The organism is Candidatus Thiodiazotropha endolucinida (assembly GCF_001715975.1).
In the GTDB taxonomy this organism is placed as follows: Bacteria; Pseudomonadota; Gammaproteobacteria; order Chromatiales; family Chromatiaceae; genus Thiodiazotropha; species Thiodiazotropha endolucinida.
Genome location: NZ_MARB01000033.1, coordinates 22,933 through 36,224, shown reverse-complemented (window position 1 = coordinate 36,224; position 13,292 = coordinate 22,933). Strand labels below are relative to the sequence as shown.

General features: G+C 56.5%; 16 protein-coding genes and 2 tRNA genes. 10 read left to right on the top strand and 8 right to left on the bottom strand.

Annotated features, from left to right (window positions below; all coding sequences use genetic code 11):
• Window positions 1-262 precede the first annotated feature (262 nt).
• The gene (locus CODIS_RS19060; protein WP_069128248.1) at window positions 263-652 is read left to right on the top strand and encodes a ClpXP protease specificity-enhancing factor; all 390 of its coding nucleotides are present in this window, start codon (window positions 263-265) and stop codon (window positions 650-652) included.
• A 1-nt stretch (window position 653) separates the two neighbouring features.
• Here CODIS_RS19060 and CODIS_RS19055 read toward each other — a convergent pair whose 3' ends face one another.
• Entirely contained in the window at window positions 654-995 is a 342-nt protein-coding gene (locus CODIS_RS19055; protein ID WP_069128247.1) for a DUF3301 domain-containing protein, read from the bottom strand.
• A 13-nt stretch (window positions 996-1,008) separates the two neighbouring features.
• Here CODIS_RS19055 and CODIS_RS19050 point away from each other — a divergent pair, with 13 nt between their 5' ends.
• Window positions 1,009-1,509, top strand: a complete 501-nt coding sequence (locus tag CODIS_RS19050; protein WP_069128243.1) for an O-acetyl-ADP-ribose deacetylase — start codon at window positions 1,009-1,011, stop codon at window positions 1,507-1,509.
• 253 nt (window positions 1,510-1,762) lie between these two features.
• Window positions 1,763-1,987, top strand: coding sequence for an RND transporter (locus tag CODIS_RS19045; protein WP_069128242.1), 225 nt, complete (start codon window positions 1,763-1,765; stop codon window positions 1,985-1,987).
• A 42-nt stretch (window positions 1,988-2,029) separates the two neighbouring features.
• Here the strand turns inward: CODIS_RS19045 and CODIS_RS19040 are convergent, their stop codons facing one another.
• Genes CODIS_RS19040 through thiS form a run of 5 tightly spaced genes read right to left on the bottom strand, consistent with a single transcriptional unit; the run spans window position 2,030 to window position 5,192 of the window.
• On the bottom strand, window positions 2,030-2,833 hold the full coding sequence (locus tag CODIS_RS19040; RefSeq protein WP_069128241.1) for an ABC transporter permease: 804 nt from the start codon (window positions 2,831-2,833) through the stop codon (window positions 2,030-2,032).
• Window positions 2,830-3,426: an ABC transporter ATP-binding protein gene (locus tag CODIS_RS19035; RefSeq protein ID WP_069128240.1), complete on the bottom strand. Its 597-nt coding sequence runs from the start codon at window positions 3,424-3,426 to the stop codon at window positions 2,830-2,832. The genes CODIS_RS19040 and CODIS_RS19035 overlap by 4 nt, the downstream gene beginning before the upstream one ends.
• Window positions 3,426-4,115, bottom strand: a complete 690-nt coding sequence (trmB, locus tag CODIS_RS19030; protein ID WP_069128239.1) for a tRNA (guanosine(46)-N7)-methyltransferase TrmB — start codon at window positions 4,113-4,115, stop codon at window positions 3,426-3,428. Before trmB ends, CODIS_RS19035 begins: the two co-directional genes overlap by 1 nt.
• Window positions 4,116-4,139: 24 nt before the next feature.
• Window positions 4,140-4,934, bottom strand: coding sequence for a thiazole synthase (locus CODIS_RS19025; protein WP_069128238.1), 795 nt, complete (start codon window positions 4,932-4,934; stop codon window positions 4,140-4,142).
• A gap of 57 nt (window positions 4,935-4,991) precedes the next feature.
• A complete protein-coding gene (gene thiS, locus CODIS_RS19020) occupies window positions 4,992-5,192 on the bottom strand; it encodes a sulfur carrier protein ThiS (protein ID WP_069128237.1) in 201 nt (66 codons plus the stop codon).
• 252 nt (window positions 5,193-5,444) lie between these two features.
• Between thiS and CODIS_RS19015 the strand changes: the two genes are divergently transcribed.
• Together CODIS_RS19015 and CODIS_RS19010 are read left to right on the top strand one after the other, a co-directional pair.
• A complete protein-coding gene (locus CODIS_RS19015; RefSeq protein ID WP_069128236.1) occupies window positions 5,445-7,262 on the top strand; it encodes an AMP-dependent synthetase/ligase in 1,818 nt (605 codons plus the stop codon).
• Window positions 7,263-7,384: 122 nt separating this feature from the next.
• A tRNA-Gly gene (locus CODIS_RS19010) sits at window positions 7,385-7,458 on the top strand.
• A gap of 2 nt (window positions 7,459-7,460) precedes the next feature.
• On the opposite strand, the gene CODIS_RS19005 is transcribed toward CODIS_RS19010, so the two are convergent.
• Window positions 7,461-7,661: a hypothetical protein gene (locus tag CODIS_RS19005; protein WP_069128235.1), complete on the bottom strand. Its 201-nt coding sequence runs from the start codon at window positions 7,659-7,661 to the stop codon at window positions 7,461-7,463.
• 348 nt (window positions 7,662-8,009) lie between these two features.
• On the opposite strand from CODIS_RS19005, the gene CODIS_RS19000 reads away from it, so the two are divergent.
• The 5 genes from CODIS_RS19000 (at window position 8,010) to CODIS_RS18980 (ending at window position 12,016) form a co-directional block, all read left to right on the top strand.
• A complete protein-coding gene (locus CODIS_RS19000; RefSeq protein WP_069128234.1) occupies window positions 8,010-8,330 on the top strand; it encodes a putative signal transducing protein in 321 nt (106 codons plus the stop codon).
• Between the two features lie 10 nt (window positions 8,331-8,340).
• Window positions 8,341-10,476 (top strand): AsmA family protein, encoded by a 2,136-nt coding sequence (locus CODIS_RS18995; protein WP_069128233.1) that lies wholly within the window; start codon window positions 8,341-8,343, stop codon window positions 10,474-10,476.
• On the top strand, window positions 10,476-11,612 hold the full coding sequence (gene mutY, locus CODIS_RS18990) for an A/G-specific adenine glycosylase (protein ID WP_083220919.1): 1,137 nt from the start codon (window positions 10,476-10,478) through the stop codon (window positions 11,610-11,612). Before CODIS_RS18995 ends, mutY begins: the two co-directional genes overlap by 1 nt.
• The gene (locus tag CODIS_RS18985) at window positions 11,609-11,875 is read left to right on the top strand and encodes an oxidative damage protection protein (RefSeq protein ID WP_069128232.1); all 267 of its coding nucleotides are present in this window, start codon (window positions 11,609-11,611) and stop codon (window positions 11,873-11,875) included. The genes mutY and CODIS_RS18985 overlap by 4 nt, the downstream gene beginning before the upstream one ends.
• A 65-nt stretch (window positions 11,876-11,940) precedes the next feature.
• A tRNA-Phe gene (locus tag CODIS_RS18980) sits at window positions 11,941-12,016 on the top strand.
• Between the two features lie 354 nt (window positions 12,017-12,370).
• On the opposite strand, the gene CODIS_RS18975 is transcribed toward CODIS_RS18980, so the two are convergent.
• A complete protein-coding gene (locus CODIS_RS18975; RefSeq protein WP_069128231.1) occupies window positions 12,371-13,261 on the bottom strand; it encodes a LysR family transcriptional regulator in 891 nt (296 codons plus the stop codon).
• Between the last annotated feature and the right edge of the window lie 31 nt (window positions 13,262-13,292).

Here is a 13,292-nt window from a genome sequence, read left to right as displayed (position 1 = left end):
GCCAATCAAGGCGCGAGGAGAGAGGTTTGGTTGTTCCAAATGAACGACGAGTAACGCCGAGTGGCGCTTTTTCAGGCACACCCCAAGGGCACTTCCTTCGGGGCGCAACCCGTAGGGCTGGGGCTATTTTTCCGCCCAGCGGTGTTAGCATTCACTCATGTAGAATAACTACACATCGCTCATGCTGCCTTGCTGGACGAAAAAATAGCCCCAGCAGGGCTGATCGGATTAGTGTTAACAGGCCCTAATTGATATGACAGATATGTCATCCAATCGACCCTACCTGATACGTGCACTCTATGACTGGTTGGTCGATAACGGCACTACACCCTACCTGATGGTCAACACCGAGGTAGAGGGTGTGGTAGTGCCGGATCAGTTCGTGGAAGAGGGACGCATTATCCTGAACGTGGATCCCTCCGCTGTCTCTGCTCTTGAACTGGGTAACGATTGGATCAGTTTCAGCGCACGATTTAGCGGTAAAGCCGAGGATATTCTGATTCCTCCAGCCGCGGTGATGGGTATCTATGCCAAGGAGAATGGCCAGGGTATGCTTTTTCCCGAAGAAGAGGTGAAACTTGATGACGATCCCGGCGATGAACCCGATCCCACCACGCCGGGCAAACGACCATCCCTGAAAGTGGTCAAATAGTTTAATCCTTGTCTCGTTCAGAACGGCCAGCCATGTCCTGCGCCGGCAGATCGATATGCAGGCTGACATTATCCGTGCCCACCATCACCACATATCCGGTTCGCCGGCCCGAGCCTTCCAGGCTATAGTCGAACTCATAGACACGGCGCAATTTCAGTCCGCTGCGTAGCCATCGAATTCCCAGCCGATGCAGGGCCACGGTCTGATCGAGAAACTGCACGCCATGGCTTTGACAGGCGTTGCGACTGATCCGTATGGCGATTTCACGCACCCGAAGACTGTCGCGCCAGAACCAGAGCAAGGCCAACAGGGCAAGCAGCAGATTGGGGGTTGAGTATGACATGCAGGTATAGATTATGGGACAGATAAGCATTGTAACGGCAGATATTACAAAGCTGGAAGTGGATGCAATCGTCAATGCAGCCAATTCCCCCCTTTTAGGGGGGGGCGGTGTGGATGGCGCCATCCATCGGGCGGCCGGCCCTGAACTGCTGGCTGTCTGTAAAACCTTGGGAGGTTGTCCAACCGGTGAGGCACGTATAACACCCGGCTACAAGCTTCCGGCAGCCTGGATCATCCATACCGTAGGCCCTGTCTGGCGCAACGGTGGGCAGGATGAAGCCGCATTGCTCCGTGCCTGCTATGAGAACAGCCTGGCACTGGCCGCTGAAAAGGGTTGTCGAAGCATAGCCTTTCCCGCCATCAGCACCGGGGTCTACGGCTACCCGAAACGGGAAGCGGCTGAGGTGGCGCTGGGTGCCATGAAGGCAGGGAAAGAATCGTTTGACGAGATTATCGCCTGTTGTTTCAGTGAGGTCGACGCGGATCTTTATCGATCCCTCTGTTCTGAGTGCTAACCGCTTCCTTATAAACCCATATGAGATAAAGCCCGCAAATGAACGCTAATAAATGCGTATGTTCATTTACTCCCCATGGTCCTATGTGTGAGTGTGTAAAAAGATCTCGTTTTTTTAGTGTATGTGCGACTTGCCATACCAGTGACAGATAAGTAGAAGTGAACCACCGTACATGTTGAAATAGCTTTTGTGCTTATTAGCTTTGATTTGCGGATAATCGTAAATCGTATTACGAAGCCCTAGGTGAGGTTAGATGTTTAATTGGCTGGATAGGCTGCCGATGCAGATGGTCGCGCTGCCGGCGTTATTGATCGGATTGGCACCTTTCGTGCCGGAGCCCCATCTATGGGAGAAGCTGAAGATGTTGGCGGCCGGTACCTTGCATCGTCCTATCGATATCTTCGATCTGTTGATGCATGGACTGCCGGTTGTGCTGTTGGTGATAAAACTGGTCCGTGGTGAGCGGGAAGTCTCCTAAGCAGGTGTGGGAGGGGGCTACTGTGATCACCGATTACCGCCCCTAGTTTTTAATCGCACTGAGTCGGTCGAGCCGCAGTCGTTCACGATCGTCGAACAGGTGTTTCGAGCCGATCCATACCGCGGCCATGGCGCCGAATCCGGTACCGGCGGCGATCAACAGCATAATCAGGATCTGATATTTACTCGCCTCGAACGGTGGCGCGCCCGCCAGGATCTGGCCGGTCATCATGCCTGGCAGACTGACTACGCCGGCCGCCGCCATGGCATTGATGATCGGTATCATGCCGCTGCGCAAGGCGTTGCGCCGGTGCTCCCGAATTGCCTGTTCCCAGGAGTGGCCCAGCATCAGTCGCGCCTCGATCTGCTGCCGCTGCTGCCAGGCATTATGGGTCAGGTGGTCCAGGGCGATGGCCACGCCCGACATGGTGTTTCCCAGCAGCATGCCCAGCAGGGGGATCAGGTACTGCACTGAATACCAGGGTTCCGCCTGAATAATGATCGTGAGCGCCATCAGGGTAACGGTAAATGAGGAGATGAACATCGAGAGGGTGCCAACCCCCATACCCCAGATACCGAGAAAACGGCGTTGTTGCCGGGCCATGACTTCATAGCCCGCGACGAAGAGCATGAACAGCGCAAGGAGCGCGATCAACAAGGGATGGGATTGCACGAACAGAAACTTCAACACCAGGCCGAGCAGGATCAACTGGACCACCGTGCGCAGGGCCGCGATCAACAGTTGCCGTTCGATGCCAAGGGAGAGCCTTAACGACAGCAGGGCCAGTACCACTACCAGGATTGCGGACAGTGCCAGGTCGAGGGGAGTCAGCTCTATCAGTGTCATCGTATTACCTGCAGGCGTCCGTCTGCGATGTGCCGGGACTCCTCACCGACCCGCCGTTGCTGATCAGGGTCGTGGGAAACCCAGAGTACCGCGGTCTTGTGTTGCCGGCGCCATTCAGCAATGAGCTCCTCGACCCGGTCGATATTGTTTTGATCCAGATTGGCGGTGGGTTCATCGAGCAGTAGTACCTGAGGCATGTTGCCAAGCAGCCTTGCCAGAGCCAGGCGCTGTCGCTCACCGCTGGATAGACGGCTGATCTCCCACTGCATGGCGTTAGGGGGCAAATCGAGAAGTGACAGCAGGGCGTTGTCGACGTGCGGGAAGTGGTCGCCGACACGATCTTTCCACCAGGCGCTCTCAGCGGGAAGCAATCCCACTTCTCGGCGCCATGCCGGACCGCTGAATGAGGCCATTTCCTGCTCGTCAAGCCAGGCTTCGCCCTGGTGTGGGTCGAGGTCGGCCAAGGCCCTCAACAGGCGCGATTTACCGCTTCCCGAAGGACCGCTCAGGGTGGTGCAGTGACCCGCCGGGATATACAGCTCTATGGGCTCGAGCAGGGGTGATTGGAACTGCTTTAAGGTCAGGCTGCCCATCAACTGTCATGCTCGAAAAGAAGATCCCATACCCCGTGCCCAAGCCGCTGGCCCCGCTGTTCGAATTTGGTCAAAGGTCGTGTATCCGGGCGTGGGGAGAAGTTGCCTTTTCCGGCCTGATTGCGAAAACCGTCGTGTTGGGTGAATACATCCAGCATCTGCCGGGCATACTCTTCCCAATCGGTGGCCATGTGGATCACCCCACCGGGTTTCAGTGCCTGGTGGATGAGATCGGCAAACGCCTGTTGCACGATGCGGCGTTTGTGGTGGCGACGTTTATGCCAGGGATCGGGAAAGTAGAGCTGGACCCGGTCGAGGGCGGCTTCAGGCATATGGTGTCGCAGCAGTTCCATGGCATCTGCCTGCACAATGCGTACATTGTCAGATGCCTGCTCAGCCAGTTTGAGCATCAAGTGGCCCACGCCGGGTGTATGCACCTCGACGCCCAGAAAGTCCTGCTCGGGATGGCGGGCGGCAATCTGCGCCAGAGCTTCGCCATTGCCGAAGCCGATTTCCAGGGTGACCGGCGCCTCCCGCCCGAAAAGTGAAGCGAAGCGCAGGGGTTGTTGGTCCAGGGTCAGGCCATACTGCGGCCACAACGCCTGGAACGCCCGCTGTTGACCTTCAGTCAATCGGCCCTGTCTCAGGACATAACTGCGAATGGGACGGTGAGACTGTTCAACCGACATAGGTCTGGAATGTTCTGAGGATGGTCAGAAAAACAGCCCATCGACCGGTGACGAGGCTGAGGCAAAGCGCTTGGCCGTCATCCGACCCGCCAGGTAGGCCTCACGTCCTGCCTGGATCGCCTTTTTCATGGCCGAAGCCATCAACACCGGGTTGTCTGCCGCGGCAATGGCGGTGTTCATGAGTACCCCGTCGCAACCCAGTTCCATGGCCACGGCGGCATCGGAGGCGGTGCCGACGCCGGCATCCACCAATACCGGGACCTTGGCGTTTTCCACAATGGTCAGGATGTTGAGCCGGTTGCGGATGCCCAGGCCGGATCCGATGGGTGCCGCCAACGGCATCACTGCCACACAACCCAGTTCCTCGAGCCGCTTGGCCATGATCGGATCGTCGTTGGTGTAGACCATCACATCGAAGCCGTCCTTGATCAGCTCTTCTGCAGCTTCAAGGGTCTGCACTACATCGGGAAACAGCGTCTTCTCGTCGCCAAGCACCTCCAATTTGACCAGGTTGTGCCCATCCAGCAATTCCCGCGCCAGACGGCAGGTCCGGACTGCGGTCTTGGCGTCGTAGCAACCGGCCGTGTTCGGCAGATAGGTGAACTCGTCAGGCGGCAACACGGTGAGGATATTGGGTTGATCCCGATCCTGACCGATGTTGGTGCGGCGCACCGCAATGGTGACGATCTCCGCGCCGCTGGCATCGATGGCCTCCCGGGTCTCCGGCATATCTTTATATTTGCCGGTACCGACCAGCAGGCGGGAATTGAAACGGCGTCCGGCGACGCTGAAGCTGTCATTCTGGGTATCGTTTGGCATCGGTCTGGTTCTGCTTGGTGATTGATTCGATTGGGATGGGCGACTCAGGGTGCAGTTTCAGCCGCCACCTACGGCCTGTATGATCTCGACTTGGTCATGCTCTTCCAGCAGATACTCATCGAAGGTACTGCGAGGCACCAACTCTTCATTGACTTCCACAGCAATACGCTGGCCGGACAGATCGAGTAACTCGATCAGCTTGGCCATATTCAATGCGTCGGGAATTTGCTTTTCCACGCCGTTTAAGTAAATCTGCATCTCTGTCTGGTCTCAAATGGTGATGGGAAAAGATTTTACCTCATCTTAGGACAACAAAGTATGTGTTGCGTTGGCGAATACCCACTGTTGAATTTGAGTGATGCCGGCCAGGCGCAAACAGGCACAGGGTTGAGCGATCCTCACTAGCCGCAGGGATAGAGTGAATACGGAACGCATACAATAATGAATAAATAAATGAAAAGAGGCCCCGCAAGGGCCTGGGAGCGATAGCTCAATGGCTGGAGTCGATTCGTGAAGTGGAGTGAAGATCTGATATCGCCGGAATTGGCCGGTACCCTCGATGGGTTGTTTTTGCAGCGTGCACGCCGGACACCCGATGCGGTGGCTTATCGACACTATCATCGGCAGAACAAACAGTGGTACGAACTCACCTGGGGCGATATGGAACGCCAGGTGTCGCGCTGGCGCCAGGCGCTATCGGGGGAGGCACTGGAGGATGGGGACCGGGTCGCGATCCTCCTGAGGAACTGTCCCGAATGGGTGATGTTCGATCAGGCCGCCCTCTCGCTGGGACTTGTTGTCGTACCTCTGTATACCGACGATCGCGCAGATGCCATTGCCTACATCCTGCGCGACGCGGCGGTCAAACTGCTGCTGGTGCAGGACAGCGGCCGCTGGAACCGCATGGCCGATTCAGTGGAGGAGCTGCCCCAGTTGCAGCGGGTTGTGGTGCTGGAGACAGAGCGACAGCCACACCCGGCTGAGGATGAACTGGTGCGAGAGGCGAAGCACTGGTTGCCGCCTCGCGGCGATCCCTTGAAACGGCGATATGCCGATCCCGAGAACCTGGCCTCGATTGTCTACACCTCCGGCACCACAGGACGCCCCAAGGGTGTGATGCTGAGTCACTACAATATGCTCTCCATCGCCCATGGCTCACTGACCGTGGTGGATTGCTATCAGCAGGACAGCTTTCTTTCATTCCTGCCCCTCTCTCACACCCTTGAAAGGACTGGTGGTTACTACTTGCCGATGATGGCGGGGGCCTCGGTCTCCTTTGCCCGTTCCATTCCCCAGTTGGCGGAAGACCTGCAGACCATCAGGCCGACCGCGATCATTGCCGTGCCCCGTATCTTCGAGCGGGTCTACGCCCGGGTACAGGACCAGCTGAAGAGTAAACCCGCCTTTGCGCGCATGCTCTTCAATATGGCCTTGAGCGTGGGATTCAGGGAGTTTGAATATCGCATGGGGCGCCGCAGCTGGTTTCCCGGGCTGTTACTGCATCCCCTGCTGCGCAAACTGGTCTCCGGCAAGATACTCGACAAGCTGGGAGGGCGGCTGCGCGTCGCGGTCAGCGGCGGTGCGGCCATATCGCCGGAGATTGCCCGGGTCTTTTTGGGGCTCGGGCTGCCGATGCTGCAGGGTTATGGGTTGACCGAGACCAGTCCGGTCATCAGTGTCAATCCGATGCATGACATCAGACCGGAAAGTGTCGGTATTCCTTTACGCGGTGTGACTGTGAAGATCGGCGAACATGATGAACTGCTGGTCAGGACGCCGGGGATGATGCTCGGATATTGGAACAACCATGCGGCTACCGCCGAGATGATCGACCCCCAGGGCTGGTTGCATACCGGCGATCAGGCGCGTATCGATGAAGATGGCCATATCTATATCACCGGCCGGATCAAGGATATCCTGGTGCTGTCGAACGGCGAAAAGATCCCGCCGGCGGATATGGAGATGGCGATAACCCTCGATCCCCTGATCGAACAGATAATGGTCGTGGGTGAGGGTAAGCCCTACCTGGGGGCGCTGGTGGTGCTCAATCCCGACCTGTGGAACGGACTCGCCGATGAGTATGAACTCGATCCGTCGCAATCATCCAGTCTCGAGCACGAGCGCCTGCACAATGCGCTGCTGAAGCGAATACGGCTGGCGTTGCGCGATTTTCCCGGCTACGCAAAGATACGTCGGGTCGCCCTGCTGCTCGAACCCTGGACGATCGAGAATGGATTGATGACGCCCACCATGAAGATCAAACGACAGAAGGTCTTGGCGCATTGCAAGCAACAGGTTGAAACACTCTACGGCGATGGTTTGGTCTAGGGCCTGTTAACAGATCCTGGGGTAAGGTGGCATGACAGGAAAATCGTGGCAGGGTAGACTTGTCAAGAGCTTGCGTACAACTCGGCAAGCCTGAGGTAAGGATTCAGACAGGGACGGCAATCGCGGGTATCGTATATCGGTATTACCCTGGCTTCCCAAGCCAGAGAGACGGGTTCGACTCCCGTTACCCGCTCCAATTCACTCTGTCTGCGCCTTGTCCGTACACATCAATCGATAGCGTTCCAGGGCCGCATGGCGGCGTTGCGGTTTACCCTTGAGGGCTTCGATCTGTTTTGCCAGCTGCGTGCACTGAGCGGCTTCGTCATCTGCCTCATTCGGAGGCTCCATGAAGGGATGCTCTTCAGGCTGGAACATGATCGACTGGCCCTTCTCCGCCATAGCGCTATCAAGGGCAGTGAACGTCAAAATCAAAACCAGAGACAAGTATTTCAACAATTCGGGTGCCCAGTTTAAGTTGAGTAGTGCGTGCAATTGGTTATGCCACAACGGCGGGAAAGCCGGTGGCTGTTAGTGTAGTCTAATGATCGTTCTTGTCCCGGGAACCCTTGCAAATGTAGGGATTTATGCGGCACCCGGGAGCGGTTATAAGGTAGTCTAAAGCTATCGATGAATGAAACAGACCCCGCATTGTGACCGTGCTAGGGCTTGTTGAATCAAAAATTAACGATCGGTGTATGAACTTGACCGACGGAATAACATAGTATTCAGGAGAGATGGCGGTTTTCCATGCTAGAACTTTATCAAGCCGCGGACAGGGTGGAGGCACAGATGCTCAAGGATCATCTCCAGCAGAAGGGAATTGAGACCGTGATTGTCGGTGATCACCTGAGTGGCGCCGTGGGCGAACTGCCGGCCAATATTTTCCCCACCCTCTGGGTGCTTGAAGATCGTGACCTGGCGCTGGCGAAGCGGCTCACGGAAGCGTTTTTCGATCGTCCCCCGGTCAGTGGCGAGGCCTGGCAGTGTAGAGTTTGTGGAGAGAGTATCGATGCGGGATTCGATATATGTTGGAATTGTGGAAGCCCAAATCCGAAAGAGAATGAATAAGGAGTAGATGATGGGCAAGACACTGAAGGTGCTTGGATGGTTGATCGGAATGGTGCTGCTGCTGATCATCGCAGCGGTGATTTTGATCCCCATGTTTGTCGATCCGAACGACCATAAAGACCGCATCGTCGCCGAGGTGAAGAAGGCGACAGGGCGGGACCTTACCATCGGCGGGGATATCGGCTTGTCTGTCTTTCCCAGGCTGGCGTTGGAGTTGAATGGGTTGACCCTCAGCAACGCCAAGGGCTTCAAAGAGGGAGACTTCGCCGCGGTCAAGCATGCCGAGGTGGGCGTCAACCTGTTGCCCTTGCTGATTGATCAGCTGCTGGAAGTCGACACTGTGCGCATCGAGGGGTTGAAGCTCAACCTGGCCAGGTCGAAGAGCGGTGTCACCAACTGGGATGACATGCTGGGCAAAGCGGAAGGTGAGCGGGAGTCCGTGGAGGCAGAGTCCCCGCAACAGGATAAAGCGGGTTTGATGGCTTTCACCGTGGGCGGTTTAAGCATCAAGGAGGCGAATCTGGTTTGGGACGATCAATCGACGGGCGAACGCTACCAGATCGATAACATCTATCTGGAGACCGGTGAATTGGCGCCGGGGCGTAGTGTGGATTTGAATTTCAGTATGGATCTGGCGAGCCGGAAACCGTTGTTGAAGGGTGGTGTCAAGCTGACTTCCAAGATGTTGGTGAAACCGGATGAGCAGGTGTTCAGTATGCAGGATCTGCAACTGGCGGTGAATCTGACCGGTGAGGGCATGCCCGAGGAGGGGGTCAAGAGCCTGTTGGAGGGTGACCTGCTGGTCAACCTGACGTCCAACATCCTGGATCTGCACGACCTGGAGCTCACGTCAGGTAAACTCAAGCTCACCGGGCGTGTCCAGGGCGAGGAGATCCAGACCAATCCGACCTTCAAAGGCGAGCTGAACCTGGCCGAGTTCAATCTGCGCGAGTGGATGAACCAGTTTGGGCTGCCTGTTCCGGAAACGGCGGACGAAGAGGTGCTTCAATCCCTCTTTCTATCATCGGATTTCACCGCCTCTCCCGATCAACTGGTATTGAAGAATCTGTTGCTGGAGTTGGACCAGACAAAACTCAAGGGTGAGTTTGAGATGGTTAATTTCGCATCGCCCGCCTACCTGTTCAATCTGGCGTTGAACACCATCAATGTGGATCGTTACCTGCCGCCGAAGGCTGAGCCGGGCAGGGCACCCGGCAAGCCATCGAAAGGGGGATCGGAAAATGAGCCCCTGTTTCCCAATGAGTTATTGCGAGGCCTGCGGCTGGACGGGACCGTGCGCATCGACAGCTTGATCGTCAATGGGCTGCAAGCAGAAGCGATTCTGCTCAAGGTGCGCGGCAGGGATGGCAAGCTGAATCTCGATCACGAAGTGGGCCGTTTTTATGATGGCCTGATGAAAGGGGATGTGCAGTTGGATGTCACCGGTGAACGGCCGGCGATCAATCTTACCCAGAAGGTGTCGAGGATTCTCTCCGGACCGCTGTTACTCGATTTAACCGGCAAGGATACCCTGCTCGGCAGCGGCGATCTCGACATGCAGCTCACCAGCCGGGGCAATACTGTCAAACAATTGAAGCGTGGGCTCAACGGACAGCTCTCCTTCGATTTCCGCGATGGCGCGGTCAAGGGCTTCAACCTGGCCAAGATGATCCGCGATACCAAGGCCAAGCTGAAAGGCGAAGGCACCATGGTGTTGAATGAACCGGAACAGACCGACTTTTCAGAACTCAACGGGCGCGCCACGATCGTCAACGGCGTGGTGAACAACCAGAGTCTGCTGGCCAAGTCCCCCTACCTCCGCCTGGAGGGAAGCGGCAAGGCCTATCTGCTGGAGGAGCGGTTGAAGTACACCGTTCGACCGGTCATCGTCAACACGCCGGCGGGACAGGGAGGGGAGGCGCTGGAGGATCTGGTCGGCATACCCATACCGGTCAAGATCAAAGGTAATTGGAACGACCCCGACTTCTCCATACAGCTGTCGAAGATCCTGGAGGAGCAGCAGAAGGCGAAACTCAAGCAGAAGCTCGATCAAAAGGTGGACGAAAAGATCGGTGAGAAGTTGGAGGAGAAGGTGCCGGAGGAACTCAAGGACAAGCTGAAGGATAAGCTGAAAAATCTCTTTTGATGGCAGACCGAGAGAGGCGGGCTCAAACAGCGCTCCCAACCATCCCACTCGAAGAGGCGGAGAGATTTTCACAACGCGTGCTGGCCTGGTTCGACCGCCACGGCAGAAAGGACCTCCCATGGCAGCAACCGCGGGATCCCTACCGCATCTGGATCTCGGAGATCATGCTGCAGCAAACCCAGGTGAATACCGTAATCGGTTATTTCGAACGCTTTATCCAAAGCTTCCCCGATATTCCCACCCTGACTGCTGCCGATCCTGACAAGGTCATGCATCACTGGTCCGGTCTGGGCTACTACGCCCGGGCGAGAAATCTGCATCGGGCGGCAGGGGAGGTCATGACCCGGCACCAAGGGGTGCTGCCGGACGATCTCGACAGCCTGCAGGCCCTGCCCGGCATCGGTCGCTCCACCGCTGGGGCGATACGCTCCCTCGCATTCGGACAATATGCGCCGATCCTCGACGGCAATGTGAAGCGGGTCCTGGCGCGCCACTTCGTCATTCCGGGATGGCCGGGCAACAATGGTGTGCAGAAGCAGCTGTGGCGGTTGAGCGAACAACTGACTCCGCACCGTCAAACCGCGCAGTACAATCAGGCGATGATGGATCTGGGCGCCACCTGTTGTGTGCGGGGCAAGCCGCTCTGCGACAGCTGTCCGTTGGTGCAGAGTTGCCAGGCCCTCGCCGAGGGGGATGTTTCACGCTATCCGGCCCCCAAACCGAAAAAAGTACTGCCGGTGCGCGCCACCCGCATGTTGATCCTGACCGATCCCGCCGGCGACATCCTGCTCGAGCAGCGGCCGCCCAGCGGTATCTGGGGCGGATTGTGGAGTCTGCCCGAGTGCCCGCCGGAACAACCGTTGAAGGACTGGTGCCGGCAGGTGTTGGGCTGTGATGTGGAAGAGCGTGACCAACTACGGCCGAGACGTCATTCCTTTTCCCACTTTCACCTGGATATCACGCCGGTCCTGGTGGCGGTGAAAAACCCTGCAAAGGGCCTCATGGATGCCGGCCCCAGGGTCTGGTATAAACTGTCACAACCCGACGACCGGGGGCTGGCCGCGCCGGTCAGCCGCATCCTGCGAGAGATCGACAGACCGATTAGCGAACATCAATCCGGAGGAGAGGCCCCATGAGCCGTACCGTACAATGCGTCAGACTGAAACGTGAGGCCGAAGGGCTGGAGCGCCCCACCTATCCCGGCGAGCTGGGCCAGCGCATCTTCGACAACGTCTCCAAGGAAGCCTGGCAGGAATGGCTCAGGCACCAGACCATGCTGATCAATGAGAACCGGCTCAGCCCGGTCGATCCCAATGCGCGCAAATTCCTCGAACAGCAGATGGAACAGTTCTTCTTCGGCGAAGGCGCCGAGCTGCCGCCGGACTATCGCCCCCAGTAGGCAGCGAAGGGGGTGCGGACTTGACTCAACCGGGCATCCCCGGTTTAATACGCCCTCTTCTCTAAGGCCAGGTAGCTCAGTCGGTAGAGCAGGGGACTGAAAATCCCCGTGTCGGCAGTTCGATTCTGTCCCTGGCCACCATATAAATCAATGGATTGGCCTTTTCGAACTCCATTTTAAAAATCCCTTGCGTTTATTTGCGTGATTCTTTGCGCTGCTTATCCGGTGCAAGACCGCCAATCGTGTCTTCCCTTGCCGCGGTCACACACTGTGGCGCGCCAGTTGAAATGAGAATTCCCCGCCACCTATTTGAGAATTCAAAATTTCGCCAGTTAATCGCCAAAATCCACCCCAACACAGTCCTTAAAGCGGCTCAGTTCTGGCCTGGACAGGTGGTGGTTTGCCACAGACGACTTTACCCGAAGGTTTTGCGCCGCCCTGTTGAAGGCCCCGGTTTTCACAACCGCGACGAATGCGGCGATACAACAGAACCCTTCAACTGGCCGGTTCCATAGTAGCTGAAATATGATCCACCAGCCTTTTAGTCAGTGTCTTCCGGCGCGAATTGTCCGGCCAGATCGCAATAAGTGGCCAGCTGGGTTGCTTCCATTTCGGTAGTATTCTGATCAGCTTTCCTTGTGCGAGGCTGCTTTCACAAAGAGCTGGGGGAAGACTCACCATTCCCAGGCCACTCACTGCTGCAACATGAGCCCCATAAATGTTGTTGGTGGCGAGCTGGCAGGTACTCAGATGCACTTCAACCCGCTGATCACCATGAATCAGTTGTAATGTGTCTCCCAAGCCTTCCATGGCAATGTATGGCAGCTCAGACAGTTGATCGGGTTTTTGAGGGGTGCCATAGCGCAATATGAAATCTGGAGACGCGACAAGGATATGCGTAACTGTTGAAAGTTTTCTGGCAATATAACTGGAGTCCGGCGGATCACCAATCCGGATGCTCATGTCATACTCGTTATCCAGAATGTCCGCCACGGCATCTGAATAATTCAATGAGATTGAGACATAGGGATGGCGTTGCATAAAATTGAGTATGGCCATTTCCACCTTGGGTTCGGGAACAAAGACCGGCAGGGTCACATTTAACGCGCCAATGGCTTCCTCCTGCGCATCCATAATCTGATCGAGTGCACGACTGGTGGCATCCATCGACTTGTAAGCCGCCTCAAATAGGACACGTCCGTGCTCGGTTAATGTCACCTTTCGTGTGGTTCGATAGACCAAAGTGGTTCCAAGATGCTCTTCGAGCCTGGACACATGATGGCTGACCACAGATGGCTTTACCCCGAGTTTTTGCGCCGCCCTGTTGAAGGCACTGGTCTCCGCAACCGCGACAAAGGCAGCGATGCTCTGAAGGTGTTTGTACATTGCTTTATTTTATCAAACAATGAATTAGAAA

What these genes read in the sequence shown, in the direction of transcription:
- CODIS_RS19060 (WP_069128248.1), top strand. Translation starts at nt 263, where the DNA reads ATGTCATCCAATCGACCCTACCTGATACGTGCACTCTATGACTGGTTG.
- CODIS_RS19055 (WP_069128247.1), bottom strand. Translation starts at nt 995, where the DNA reads ATGTCATACTCAACCCCCAATCTGCTGCTTGCCCTGTTGGCCTTGCTC.
- CODIS_RS19050 (WP_069128243.1), top strand. Translation starts at nt 1,009, where the DNA reads ATGGGACAGATAAGCATTGTAACGGCAGATATTACAAAGCTGGAAGTG.
- CODIS_RS19045 (WP_069128242.1), top strand. Translation starts at nt 1,763, where the DNA reads ATGTTTAATTGGCTGGATAGGCTGCCGATGCAGATGGTCGCGCTGCCG.
- CODIS_RS19040 (WP_069128241.1), bottom strand. Translation starts at nt 2,833, where the DNA reads ATGACACTGATAGAGCTGACTCCCCTCGACCTGGCACTGTCCGCAATC.
- CODIS_RS19035 (WP_069128240.1), bottom strand. Translation starts at nt 3,426, where the DNA reads ATGGGCAGCCTGACCTTAAAGCAGTTCCAATCACCCCTGCTCGAGCCC.
- trmB (WP_069128239.1), bottom strand. Translation starts at nt 4,115, where the DNA reads ATGTCGGTTGAACAGTCTCACCGTCCCATTCGCAGTTATGTCCTGAGA.
- CODIS_RS19025 (WP_069128238.1), bottom strand. Translation starts at nt 4,934, where the DNA reads ATGCCAAACGATACCCAGAATGACAGCTTCAGCGTCGCCGGACGCCGT.
- thiS (WP_069128237.1), bottom strand. Translation starts at nt 5,192, where the DNA reads ATGCAGATTTACTTAAACGGCGTGGAAAAGCAAATTCCCGACGCATTG.
- CODIS_RS19005 (WP_069128235.1), bottom strand. Translation starts at nt 7,661, where the DNA reads ATGGCGGAGAAGGGCCAGTCGATCATGTTCCAGCCTGAAGAGCATCCC.
- CODIS_RS19000 (WP_069128234.1), top strand. Translation starts at nt 8,010, where the DNA reads ATGCTAGAACTTTATCAAGCCGCGGACAGGGTGGAGGCACAGATGCTC.
- CODIS_RS18995 (WP_069128233.1), top strand. Translation starts at nt 8,341, where the DNA reads ATGGGCAAGACACTGAAGGTGCTTGGATGGTTGATCGGAATGGTGCTG.
- mutY (WP_083220919.1), top strand. Translation starts at nt 10,476, where the DNA reads ATGGCAGACCGAGAGAGGCGGGCTCAAACAGCGCTCCCAACCATCCCA.
- CODIS_RS18985 (WP_069128232.1), top strand. Translation starts at nt 11,609, where the DNA reads ATGAGCCGTACCGTACAATGCGTCAGACTGAAACGTGAGGCCGAAGGG.
- CODIS_RS18975 (WP_069128231.1), bottom strand. Translation starts at nt 13,261, where the DNA reads ATGTACAAACACCTTCAGAGCATCGCTGCCTTTGTCGCGGTTGCGGAG.